The organism is Truepera radiovictrix DSM 17093 (assembly GCF_000092425.1).
Lineage (GTDB): Bacteria > Deinococcota > Deinococci > Deinococcales > Trueperaceae > Truepera > Truepera radiovictrix.
Genome location: NC_014221.1, coordinates 947261 through 958433, shown reverse-complemented (window position 1 = coordinate 958433; position 11173 = coordinate 947261). Strand labels below are relative to the sequence as shown.

Sequence of the window (11173 nt, the reverse complement as noted above, 5' to 3'; positions counted from 1 at the left end):
TCCTCCAATGGGCTCGAGGCTCACCTTAACAGATTCTCCCCACGGCGCGGGGCCGAAGCGGGAGCCTCTAACCCCAAGTGCTCCAAGATCACCCCGAAGACCTCGGTGGCGTCGAGCACCCGACCCCTAAGGGGCTCTCGGGTGATCAGCACGGGCGCGCGCGCCTCGCTGCGGCTCCGCAACCCGTGCGACCCTTTCACGAGCGTCGCGTCGAGGCCGATGACGTCCATCAGGTAGCGGAAGCCGAGCTTTTTGCAGGCGAGGATGCGGGCCGCTTTGAGCTTAGGCTGTTTGATCGCGGGGTCGAAAAAGAGCTCGACCGGGTCGTAACCGGGTTTGCGGTGGATGTCTACGGTGCGCGCGAAGTCGGGCGCTTTGCGGTCGTCGAACCAGTAGTAGTAGGTAAACCAGGCGCCCGGCTCCGCGAGCACCACCAGGTCGCCGGAGCGGGGGTGATCGAGTCCGTAGCGCCGCTGCCCCTCGCGGTCTAACACCTCGCCGACCCCCTCGGTGGCCTCTAAAAGGCTCCGAACCTCACCCAAGCGCGCGGGGTTCTGCACGTAGACGTGCGCGATCTGGTGGTCGGCGACGGCAAACGCCTCGCTCATGCCGAAGTTCAGCACCTCCAAACCCAGCTCCTCGCGCAGGCTCAAAAATCCCCGCTCCCGCAGCACGCGGTTGAGGTGCACGGGTTTGGAGACGAAATCGATGCCGTACTCGGAGAGCAGCACGACCCGCGCGCCGCGCGCGGCGAAAAAGTCGATCAGGTCGCCGACGACCGCGTCGATGTCGCGCAGGTCCCGCGCGACTTTGGCGAGATCGGGCCCGAAGCGCTGCAGCGCGTAGTCGAGGTGCGGCAGGTAGACGAGCGACAGCGTCGGGTCGAAGCGGGTCTCGACGGCTTTGGCCGCCTCGGCGATCCAGCGGCTGCCCTTGATGCTGCTGTTTGGGCCCCAAAAGTGAAAGAGCGGAAAGGTGCCGAGTTCCGCCGTCAGGGCGGGGCGCAGGTCGTGCGGCCAGGTGTAGATGTCGGGCAGCTTGCGCCCGTCGGCGGGGTAGGTGGGGCGCTCGATCACCACGACGTCCGCCGACGAGTAGGTGGCGTAGCGCCAGTGGAGGTTGGCGACCGTGAAGGTGGGGTCTTGTGAGCGCGCGACGTCCCAGAGGCGCGCCCCGGCGACTAGCCGATCCGAGCGGTGCCAGAAGCGCACCTCGCACTCGTCGCGAAAGTACCAACCGTTGCCGACGATGCCGTGCTCGCGCGGCAGGGTGCCGGTCAGAAAGGTCGCGTGCGCGCTGCAGGTCACGGCCGGCACGACCTCGGCGAGGGTCGCGAGCGCGCCCGCGTCCGCAAACGCTTTGACGCGCGGCATGTGGGGGATGAGTTCGGGCGTCAACCCGACGACGTTGAGCACGGCGGTTTTGTGGGCGGTTCGGTGCATGGTAGTCCCCTCCTAGGGCGCCATCAGGTGCCCCGGATGTAGCGCTGCAACGCGAGCGTCGCGCCGAAGGCGACCAGCGCCGCCCAGACCCCGCCGAGCGTGCCGAAAAGCCCCAGCACGAGCGCGTCTAGGAGCGACACCCCGGCGATCAGCTGCGCGGTCGCCCGCCCGACCTGCCGCGCGGGCGCGTAGACGAACGAGAGGCTGTAGGCGAGCCAGAGCGCGAACGCGAGCGGCAACCACAGGAGCGTCCAGGGGAGCAGCGGGGCGGCGAACAAGATGGGCAAAAAGAGCAGCGCCGCGGGCCAGTAACCCGTCAGGGTGCGCGTCTCCGTTTTGGCGATCGTGGTGAGGCCGACGATGTAGAGCCCCAACAGCAGCGCCCAGAGGACCATCCGGGCGACCATCCCGTCGGGCGGCACGGTGGGGCGGAGCGCCAGAAACGCCGTGACGTAGACCATCGCGCGCGTCGCGGCCATCAAAAGGGGGCTTAGCGGGTTGGTCTTGTGCCACGCGTCATAAAGGACGATGAGGGCCAGCAAGACGAGGCCGCTTGCGAGCGGCGCGGCGCCCAGCAGCGAGAGCAAAAAGGTGCCGGCGGCAAAGAGCAGCACGGTGGCAGTCAGCGCTTCGCGCCGCGAGACGGCGCCGGCGGGGAGCGGGCGCTCGGGGCGTTCGCGGCGGTCGTGCTCGAGGTCGAAGAGGTCGTTTAAGTACATCCCCGCCGTGTAAAAGAGGACCATCGCGGCGCTCAGGATCACGAGGGCGCCGAGCGCCGTGGGCGCCCTCGCGGCGCTCAAGGCGCCCGCCAAGGCCGCACCGGCTAGGGCGTTGCTCACGACCGTCGGGCTGTTGGAGAGGCGCGCGAGCGCAAGGTGCGCGCGCGCGCGCGAAGGCTGATGAGGCGTCGAGGTCACGTTCGTCTCCTTTTGGCAGCTAGCGGTTACCTACGCTCTCACAGGTAAAAGCGCTCTAGAGCACGCACGTTTCGGGAACCGGTAGCGACCTCACGGAAGGGCTCGCTAGGCGCGAACGAGGGGTCGCTCGGCTCACCGGCGAAGCAAAACGGCGCTCCGGCGAGCGCGTCGCAACCCCGACTATACCCGCTGATCGGTCCTTTGGGGCGGCCCCAAAGCCGCGCCCCGCGGCAGCGCACCCCGTGCCATCCGGCGCGCCCCTTAGCCAAGGCACCCCACCGGAGCGCCCCGAGCAGGGGCGTCGGCGGGGTGAGCGGGTAAGGGCGTGGACCGCTCTTAGGGGCAGTTGGCCACGACGGGGATGTTTTGCGACACGAACGTGGCGTCGTCGCCGACGCCGCGCAGCGTCAGGTGGAGCCGGGTGTTGCCGATGACCTCGGGTTGCGGCACCGGTACGACGTCGATGGCTTGGGGGGTGACGGCCCCGGCGGGGTCGCCGCCCGCGTAGGGTGCGAAAAAGGGGGCCATCTGATACGTCACCTCGTAGCCCGAGTCAAATCCCCTAACCCCGGGGCTCCTCGGGTAGAAGGTGCGGTCGCCCCGCACCTCACCGAGCGTCTGGCCCCTTAGGTAGGAGCGCCACGAGCGCAGCTCGCCCTGGTAGCGAAAGCGGTAGATAAGGGTGGTGGTGCGGTTGTCGCAGATGAGGTAGCGGCCGTTTTGATCCTGGAAGTTGCTTCTATAGGTCGCCTCGAGAACGCGCAGCGGCTCGCGCACGGCGGGGGGACCGGTGATGATCACCTCGCAGCCCGCGAGGAGCAGCGTCAGGAGACTTAGCAGTAGGGCAGAACGTTTCATCGTGCACTCCTTGAGCCGCTGCAGCCTGCCAAGGTGTCTTAAGCGGCACGGGTCGGGGGCGAAAAGACGGCGCGGTAGCGGGGATCGAGGGAGGGTGTACCGCGCCTACGCTCTAGTCTAGAGAGCGCCCCGAGCGCCGAGATGACGCGCAGATGAAGCTTTGCTTAGGTAGCCGCGATGGGTCGGAGAGGCTCTCGCACCGAAACCACGCTGCACCCACGTTCACGACTGTAGCCTAGGGATGTAGCCGCGCCACGGGGCGTCCCTACCGGTATCACCTCAGAACGTGCGTGCCGAGCGACTTTTTATCATTCTTATCGATGTGACAACGCAGCTAACCAGCCTGCTCATGGTGTCACAGAGGGCATGGGTAGCCGCTCAGGGCGCCTCTAGGGTGGAGGGTCAGTCGGCTGCGCCTCTTCGCCCGCCCTGTCGTCGGGCTGCGCTTCGGGCGCGGGCAAGGCTTTCTGCGCCCGGCGCCGCGGAACGAGGCTGCGGGCGAGCCGTTGGCCGCGCGCCAGCGCCTCTTGGTAGAGCGGCCTCAGCTCGGCGGCGCTCGGGGCGCGCCCCTGCGTCGCCCAGCGCTCGGCCGCTTGTCCGATGACCCACGTTCCCGCGTAGGCAACGGCGACCTTCGGCACGGCGCCCCACACCGGTACGAGCCCGACGAGGCCGCGCGCGACCTGCCGAAACAGGAGGCCGCCGCCCAACACCCCGAGCGCCTCGGTCAAGACCTCCTGCGCGCCGCCCGTCTTGCCCGCCGCGAGCGCGAGCTTGTAGGTCATCACCAGCTGGTTTTTGCTGAGCACGACGGTGTCGGCGAGCGCCACGGGAAGGTTAAGGACGGGGACGAGCCCGACCACGCTGCTCGAGGCGGCGTAGAGCGCGTTCGCCCGCGCCGTCTCCTCGATGAGCCCGCGAAAGAGCGCGGGGCGCAGCGCGGGGAGCTGCCGCGCCAGCGCGAGGTGGAGCCGCTCGGGCAGGGCGCGCAGGAGCGCTGGCGCGAGCGCGTGGCGCACCGCTTCGGGCGTGAGCTCGGGCAGGAGCGCGCGCCCCGTCTCACCGGGGCGGGGCAAGTCGGCGCCCACCTCCGCCGGCGCAGCGACGCAGACGCGTAGCAGCGGCACCCCGCCGCGGGCCGCCGCCTCGCTCACCGCGCGCGGCGGCGCCCCCGTGTCGGCGCTCACGAAGAGCACCCCGTCGGGCGGCGCGAACGGGAGCCCCTCCCCCATGGTTCCCTCCAGGACGCTCAGCCACGGGTGAACGCCGGTGCGCCCCGGCGTCTCGCTCAGCCGCTCGGCGAGGCGTTGCGCCGCCTCGCCCAGCACGAGGAGGTGAAAGCGCCCCTCGGCGAGGCGCTGCAGCGCGCTGAGGTCGAGCTCGCGGACGAGCTCGAGCATCTTGGGGACGTGTAGGGGGTTCGCCACAGCGGCCTACGCGGGGCGCAACGGGTTCACGCGCCTAGAACTCGAGGTCGTCACGGGGTCTCCAGAAGCGCTCGAACGCCTCGTCGTCGCGGCTGCGCGGGCGCTCGGTCGCCTCATCGGTTTCGGCGTCGTAGCGCGGCGCGTCGCGGCTCGGCTCGGGGCGCGCCGCGCCGCGGTGCACCGAGGTGCGGTAGACCGTCGGTTCTGTCGCGCGGCGCACGGGGCGTTCTGCGGGCGGCTCTGCAGCGCGCACCGTGCGGACGACGGGCGTCGGCGGCTCGTGTCGGCGAGCCCGCACGGTCGGCGCTTGGTCCCGCCGCCGCGGCGCCAAAAGCCCCCAGAGGAGCAGCACAAAGAGGACGAGCCAGAGAAAAGCGAGGAGGAGAAGCGCGGCGAAAGGTGTCATCACGGTACAGCAGTATTGTACACAACTCACCTCGCAAAACCCCGCGGCGGGCGCACACCCGGGCGCGGGCTCAAGCGTCCGTTGGCGACGTCCCCGCCAGGAGCTCGGCGAGCGCCTGAAGACCGATGTTCCCACCGCTAATCAGGAGCGCCGTCGGTCCCCCCCCGAGCGCGCCGCGCGCCCGGAGCGCGTGCAGCCCCGCCAAGCTCAGCGCGCCCGTCGGTTCGACGACCAGCTTGGCCTCGCGCGCGTACCAGCGCGTCGCCTCCAAAATAGCCGCTTCGGAGACCGTCACGATGTCGGTGACGCGCTCCCGGATGATCCGGAAGTTGCACTCCCCCACGGCGGGGGTGCGCACCCCGTCGGCGACCGTGCGGGCGGTGCGCTCGGGGGGCCAGCGCTGCACGCGCCCCGCCGCTAGCGACGCCTTGCCGTCCGCCGCACTTTCCGGCTCGACCCCCCAGACCCTGGCTTGCGGGGCGAGCGCCCGCACGGCGAGCGCCACCCCGGCGAGCAGGCCACCGCCCCCCAAGGGGACGAGCACGTCCGCGACGGTGGGCAGCGCCTCGACGAGCTCGAGCCCGGCGGTTGCCTGCCCCGCGATGATCCACGGGTGGTCGAAGGGGGGGACGAGCGTCCAGCCGTGCGCCTCGGCGAGCCCCTGCGCCACCCTCTCGCGCTCGCCGAGGGCGCAGCGCACGACGCGGGCGCCGTAGGCTTCGGTGCGCGCCACCTTGACCTCAGCGGCCCCTTCGGGGATCACGATGGTCGCCGGGACGCCGAGGAGCGCGGCCGCGCAGGCGACCCCTTGGGCGTGGTTGCCGCTCGAGTGCGCCACGACCCCCCGCGCGCGCACCGCTTCGGGGAGCGAGGCAAGAAAGTTCAGCGCGCCGCGCAGCTTGAACGAACCGGTCCGCTGCAAGCTCTCGGCTTTCGCGTAGACCTCCCCTGCCAGCGGCAGCCGCAGCAGCGGGGTGCGGTGCACCGTACCCGCTAGGCGCGCCGCGGCGGCCCGGACGTCCTCGAGCGTGGGCGGCGTGAGCACGCTAGACCCCCCCCGGGTGCCGCGGCACCGGCAGCTTGAGGCCGAGCGCGCGGCTGCCGAGGCGCAGGGCGAGCGTCGTCACGAGCCCCGCGACGACCGCCCACTCGGGCGAGAAGGGGTAGCTCCAGAAGACCACGAGCGCCCCCGCGGCCGCCGCCGAGGCGTAGAGGTCGCCGTTGCGGTAGAGGATGCCGGGCACCTGTCCGGTCAGCAGGTCGCGCAGCACCCCGCCGCCGACGCCCGACACGGCCCCCGCGAAGACCGTCCCCCACATACCGAGGCCGCCGCTAAGACCCCGCTCGGCGCCGAGGGAGGCGAATACCGCCAACCCGAGCGTGTCGAGACCGTAGATGAGCCGCCCCTCGGCGCGCAAAAACCGGTGCAGGTAAAAGACCACCAGGCCGCTCAGGGCGATGCCCCAGAGGAGCGGCTCATTTTGGAGCGACGTCGGTGGCAAGATGCCGACGATCACGTCGCGGATCGAACCGCCGCCGATGGCCGTGACCGCCGCCAGCACGAGCACCCCCAAGAGGTCGAAGCGCCGCTGCACCCCGACGAGCGCACCGGTCGCGGCGAAGGTGAGCGTGCCGAGCCAGCTGAGCAGCTCGAGCAGGTTGGGGGACACGGAGAGCAGCACAGCGCAGCTTAACGCGAGCGCGCCGCGAGGGCAACGCGCGCCGGGCCAGAAGGTCGCCTACTGCGCCGTGTACCCCCCGTCCACCGTGTAGTAGCCCCCCGTGATGAACGAGGCGTCGTCACTGAGGAGAAAAGCGACGAGGTTCGCGACCTCTTGCGAACGCCCGAGGCGCCCGATGGGGTGGCGGCCGACGAGCATCTCTTGGGTCGCGTCGTCGAGGTTGCGGTCGATGAGCGGGGTTTTGATAAACCCCGGCCCGACCGCGTTGACGCGCACCCCCTTGGCGGCGTACTCGAGCGCCGCGTTTTTGGTGAGCCCCACGACGCCGTGCTTGGCCGCGACGTAAGCGGGCGCGTTGGCGAAACCGACCACCCCCAAAATCGACGCCATGTTGACCACCGCCCCGCCCCCGCGCGCGAGCATCGCCGGGATCTGGTAGCGCAGCCCGTAAAACACCCCGCTCAAGTTGACGTCGATCACCTGGCGCCACGCCTCGACGCTGTACTCGCCGGTCGGCTTCGACTCGCCGCCGATCCCGGCGTTGTTAACAGCCAGGTCGAGGCCGCCGTAGCGCTCCGTCGCCGCGCGCACCAGCGCCTCGTTCTCCTGCGGGTCGGAGACGTCGGCTTTGACGAAGACCGCCTCCCCCCCGTCCGCGCCGATCGCCTCGGCGACGCGCCGCCCCCCCGCTTCGTCGAGGTCGCTGACGATGACCTTGGCGCCTCCCGCAGCGAGGGTCACGGCGCACGCCTCGCCGATCCCCGACCCGGCCCCCGTGACGAGCGCCACTTTGTCCGTAAAGCTGTAGGTCATGGTGTCCTCCTCGAGGCTCACCCTAGCATGGCCGCTTCGCCTCGCCGTCCCGAGGGCGATACTAGTACCGCCATACCGGGTTCGTAGACGCGCTTACTGTCGCGCGCTCCGCGCCCGCCTAGGGTAGACGGGACGCCAGCGCCTGACGATCCGGTTGTGCCGACCCTTCCGGTCGGCCGCGTCAAGGGCGCTCACTTTACGAGGGAGGGCAGAACACATGAGCCAAATGCGCACCCCAGAAGGCCGCAACCTGACCGCCAAAACCCTGATCGGCGACAACATCCGTAACAGCCAAGGGGAAAACCTGGGTAACGTCCAGGACCTCATGATCGACCTCGAGGGCGGCAAGATCGCCTACGTGGTGGTGAGCTACGGCGGTTTCTTGGGCATGGGTGACAAGCTGTTTGCCGTACCGTGGAACGCCTTTAGGCTCGACGCCGAAAACCACAACTTCATCCTCGACGTCGACCAAGAGGTGCTCAAAAACGCCGAGGGCTTCGACAAGAACAACTGGCCCAACGTCGCCGACCGCGACTGGGGCCAGCGCGTGCACCAGCACTACGGCACCCGCCCCTACTGGGACGAGCGCGTCTAACGCGCGGCCAGCGAAAGGTGAAGGTGGGCTTTAGGCCCACCTTTTTTGCTTTTTGTTGGGCTTTTTGCTGGGTCGTCGGGCGGCTCGGACACCCGGACCGGGTCTCGCCGCCTTCGCGCAGGCCCACCGCTCACCGCGGCGGCGGGCGCCACGACGAGAAATCTCCGACACGGCGCGTGCGCGCGCGGTGCTAGACTCCGCGTGTGCGGTTAGGGCTCATCAGCGACGTTCACGCCAACGTGCTCGCGCTCGAGGCGGTCTTGCGGGAGCTCAAAAGGCGGGGCGCCGAGACGATCCTCTGCTTGGGTGACGTCGTCGGCTACGGCCCCTCGCCCAACGAGACGCTCGAGCTGCTGCGCCGCGAACGGGTGATGTGTCTGCTCGGCGCCGCCGACGAACAGGTCGCCTTCGCGTTCGCCCGCCCGCGACGCCCGCGCGCCGGCGTCGCCGACGAGACGCTCGAGTGGACGCGCAGCGTGATCCACCCCGAGCACGTCGCCTTTTTGAGGCAGCTCCCCGTCCAGCTCCGCCTCCAGACCCCTCTGGGACGCCTGCGCGCGTGCCACGGCACCCTGGGCCAGGGTGAGCGCATCAGCCTCCACCAAGACGCCGCCGCGCTCACCCGACTGCTGGCGGCGCAGCGCTGCCAGCTCCTCGCCGTCGGCAACTCGCACGTGCCCTTCTATCACGCCCTGCAAGCGGGCTGGGTGATCAACCCGGGGTCGGTCGGGCTCTCGTTAAACGGCGAACCGGGCGCCGACTACGCCCTGCTGAGCTTTTCGGAGCGGGGGCTCGAGGTCGTCATGGACAAAGTCGACTACGACGTCGCCGCGGTCGCGTTTGACATCGTCGCGTGGGGGCTGCCCAAAGCCGTCGCCGAGGCGGTGCAGCGCGGCAAGATGACGGAGAAGCTACCGGGGAGGTTCTGAGGCCTGCGCGCTCCCCTTTAACGGCACGCTGAAGCCGAACTCGTTGCCGCTAGGGAGCGGCCGCCCCCACGCTTGGCCGCCCCAGCGCTGCGCGATGCTGCGGACGATGTAGAGCCCTAGCCCCGTCCCCTTGACCTTGACGCGCCGCCCGCGCGCGTGCGGTTCAAAAAGGCGCTCGATACCCCCTTGCGGCAGCGGCGTCCCCTCGTCGCGCACCACGACCTGCACCATGCTGCCGACCGGTCGCGCGCTGAGGTGTACGGTAGCGCCGTCGGGACCGTGGATGGCGGCGTTTTCAAGGAGGTTGATCAGCACCTGCAGAAGCTTGTCGGCGTCCGCCCACACCATCAGCGGCGGCACGTCGGTCTTAAGCCGCACGCGGTGGGCCTCGAAGGTGTCCTCCAGGAGCGCCTCGGCGCGCGCCAACACCTCGCGCAGCGCCAGCGAGCGCAGCCGCGGCGGTTTGACGTCCACGGTGAGGTCGTCGAGCAGCCGCACCAAGCGCTCCGTCTCGGCCTCGGCGTGGGCCAAAAAGCGCTCGCGCTGCTCTTCGGGTAAGGGGTAGCGGAGCGCCTCTAGGCTCGAGCGGATCGCCGTCGCGGGGGTGCGCAGCTCGTGCGACAACACCGCCAGGAGCTCGCGGGCGCTCTCCTGGGCGCGGCGCGCCTCGGTGATGTCGCGCAGCAACAGGCTCGTGGGGGTCGCTTTGGCGCGCAGCACCCGGCCGCGCGTCTCGAGCTCGACCTCGCCCCCCTCGCAGAAGACCGTCTCGAGGCGGTGGTCGCGCAGCACGCCGATCAGAGGCACACCGACCGCCGCTTCGGGGTCGACCTCCAACAACCGCCCCGCCGCAGCGTTGAGCCGCACCACGCGGCCGCCGCGCACGAGGATCAGGCCGTCGTCGAGCGCGTCGAACCAGTCGCCGAAGGCCTCGGCGCCCAACCCGCTCGCGTCCACGCGCCCCTCCATCCTCGAGCCTAAGCGGACCCTTCGGGCGCGCGGAGGCGGTAGCCGCGCCCGCGCACCGTCTCGATGAGCTCCGCGCCGACGAGCGCCCGGAGCTGCGCGATGTGCTGGTCGACGGTGCGCTCGGTGCCCAGAAAGTCCTCCCCCCACACCCGGTCGAGCAGCTCGGTGCGCGAAAAGACGCGCCCGGGGCTCGCGCAGAGAAAGGCCAGCAGCTCGAACTCGCGGCGGGTCAAGGAGAGCTCGCGGCCGTTTAAGGTCACCACCCCGAGGCGCTCGTCGAGCTCCAAAGGGCCCACCTTGTGCACCCGCTGCGGCTCGGTGCGGCGCAGCAGCGCCCGCAGCCGGGCGGTCAGCTCGGCTGACGAGAACGGTTTGGCGAGGTAGTCGTCCGCCCCCGCGTCGAGCCCGAAGACCTTGTCGCGCTCGCTCGCGCGGGCGGTCAGCATCAACACCGGCAGCCGCTCCCCCCGCACGGTCGCCCGGAGCCGCCGCAGCCACTCCACCCCCGAACCGTCGGGGAGCATCCAGTCGAGCACCACCGCGTCGACGCCGGTGAGCGAACGCCACGCCTCCTCGAGCGTGCCGACCTCCTCGACGGTAAAGCCCGCTTGCGTGAGGTGAAACGCGATGAGTTCGCGCACCACGAACTCATCTTCAACGACCAAGACGCGCGCGCTCATCGTTTGGGGATGCCGCGTTTGGGCGTGCCTCGCGTGCTATCCGGGGTCCCGAGGGCCTGCATAGGAGCATTGTAGCCCCCCCTTTGTCAGGGCGCCGTCAGGGAACGGGACGACGTAAGCCGACGACCGCCTACTTTGACTCACCAGACAGCGTAAACACCCAAGTCGCCCACAAGGTTGTTGAATCAAACGCTTCATCAAGCGAGGTAGCCGTCAGGACGAGGGAGAGAGGTAGTGCCACCAGGCTGTCAAGATAACCTTCATGGGAGTGTCCACCTTGCGGTCGACCGGGGTGGATAGCAATCACTGTCCGCTGTCATCTTTTGACGAGAGGCAGCGGGGTAGCTGTCCGCCGAAGTCGTCGCCGTTGACCGTACACGAGGCGAGGTTGTCGTGCTCGTGAGGGAGCTTGAGCGGGTCAAACGTGGCAGCGTCTATGATCTGTAGCTCCACCT

At 69.8% G+C, this 11173-nt stretch carries 12 protein-coding genes; 2 read left to right on the top strand and 10 right to left on the bottom strand.

The genetic code is table 11. The features are described 5' to 3' along the window. Nucleotides 1–20: 20 nt before the first annotated feature. From TRAD_RS04470 to TRAD_RS04435, 8 genes are all read right to left on the bottom strand, one after another. Nucleotides 21–1442, bottom strand: a complete 1422-nt coding sequence (locus TRAD_RS04470; RefSeq protein ID WP_013177398.1) for an alkaline phosphatase family protein — start codon at nt 1440–1442, stop codon at nt 21–23. A gap of 23 nt (nt 1443–1465) precedes the next feature. After that, entirely contained in the window at nt 1466–2359 is an 894-nt protein-coding gene (locus tag TRAD_RS04465; RefSeq protein ID WP_013177397.1) for a UbiA family prenyltransferase, read from the bottom strand. A gap of 336 nt (nt 2360–2695) precedes the next feature. Further along, nucleotides 2696–3217 (bottom strand): hypothetical protein, encoded by a 522-nt coding sequence (locus TRAD_RS04460; RefSeq protein WP_013177396.1) that lies wholly within the window; start codon nt 3215–3217, stop codon nt 2696–2698. Between the two features lie 389 nt (nt 3218–3606). Beyond that, complete coding sequence (locus tag TRAD_RS15085; RefSeq protein ID WP_013177395.1) at nt 3607–4644, bottom strand: hypothetical protein; 1038 nt, start codon at nt 4642–4644, stop codon at nt 3607–3609. Between the two features lie 34 nt (nt 4645–4678). Next, on the bottom strand, nt 4679–5053 hold the full coding sequence (locus tag TRAD_RS04450) for a hypothetical protein (RefSeq protein ID WP_148221185.1): 375 nt from the start codon (nt 5051–5053) through the stop codon (nt 4679–4681). A gap of 67 nt (nt 5054–5120) precedes the next feature. After that, the gene (locus TRAD_RS04445; RefSeq protein WP_013177393.1) at nt 5121–6095 is read right to left on the bottom strand and encodes a threonine ammonia-lyase; all 975 of its coding nucleotides are present in this window, start codon (nt 6093–6095) and stop codon (nt 5121–5123) included. A 1-nt stretch (nt 6096) separates the two neighbouring features. After that, nucleotides 6097–6708: a trimeric intracellular cation channel family protein gene (locus TRAD_RS04440; protein WP_041947582.1), complete on the bottom strand. Its 612-nt coding sequence runs from the start codon at nt 6706–6708 to the stop codon at nt 6097–6099. 81 nt (nt 6709–6789) lie between these two features. Beyond that, nucleotides 6790–7545 carry an SDR family NAD(P)-dependent oxidoreductase gene (locus TRAD_RS04435; RefSeq protein ID WP_013177391.1) on the bottom strand — a complete coding sequence of 252 codons (756 nt, stop codon included), beginning with the start codon at nt 7543–7545 and terminating at the stop codon, nt 6790–6792. Nucleotides 7546–7762: 217 nt separating this feature from the next. Between TRAD_RS04435 and TRAD_RS04430 the strand changes: the two genes are divergently transcribed. Further along, on the top strand, nt 7763–8140 hold the full coding sequence (locus TRAD_RS04430; RefSeq protein ID WP_013177390.1) for a PRC-barrel domain-containing protein: 378 nt from the start codon (nt 7763–7765) through the stop codon (nt 8138–8140). A 203-nt stretch (nt 8141–8343) separates the two neighbouring features. Next, nucleotides 8344–9069, top strand: coding sequence for a metallophosphoesterase family protein (locus TRAD_RS04425; protein WP_013177389.1), 726 nt, complete (start codon nt 8344–8346; stop codon nt 9067–9069). Here the strand turns inward: TRAD_RS04425 and TRAD_RS04420 are convergent. Both TRAD_RS04420 and TRAD_RS04415 read right to left on the bottom strand, forming a co-directional pair. Beyond that, the gene (locus TRAD_RS04420; protein ID WP_049772958.1) at nt 9052–10038 is read right to left on the bottom strand and encodes a sensor histidine kinase; all 987 of its coding nucleotides are present in this window, start codon (nt 10036–10038) and stop codon (nt 9052–9054) included. The two genes, TRAD_RS04425 and TRAD_RS04420, sit on opposite strands and share 18 nt — an antisense overlap. 8 nt (nt 10039–10046) lie before the next feature. Next, nucleotides 10047–10718: a response regulator transcription factor gene (locus tag TRAD_RS04415; protein WP_013177387.1), complete on the bottom strand. Its 672-nt coding sequence runs from the start codon at nt 10716–10718 to the stop codon at nt 10047–10049. Nucleotides 10719–11173 lie beyond the last annotated feature (455 nt).

Bases quoted from the DNA above. Each gene is read 5' to 3' on its own strand.
- TRAD_RS04470 (WP_013177398.1), bottom strand. From the start codon at position 1,442: ATGCACCGAACCGCCCACAAAACCGCCGTGCTCAACGTCGTCGGGTTG.
- TRAD_RS04460 (WP_013177396.1), bottom strand. From the start codon at position 3,217: ATGAAACGTTCTGCCCTACTGCTAAGTCTCCTGACGCTGCTCCTCGCG.
- TRAD_RS04435 (WP_013177391.1), bottom strand. From the start codon at position 7,545: ATGACCTACAGCTTTACGGACAAAGTGGCGCTCGTCACGGGGGCCGGG.
- TRAD_RS04430 (WP_013177390.1), top strand. From the start codon at position 7,763: ATGAGCCAAATGCGCACCCCAGAAGGCCGCAACCTGACCGCCAAAACC.
- TRAD_RS04420 (WP_049772958.1), bottom strand. From the start codon at position 10,038: ATGGAGGGGCGCGTGGACGCGAGCGGGTTGGGCGCCGAGGCCTTCGGC.
- TRAD_RS04415 (WP_013177387.1), bottom strand. From the start codon at position 10,718: ATGAGCGCGCGCGTCTTGGTCGTTGAAGATGAGTTCGTGGTGCGCGAA.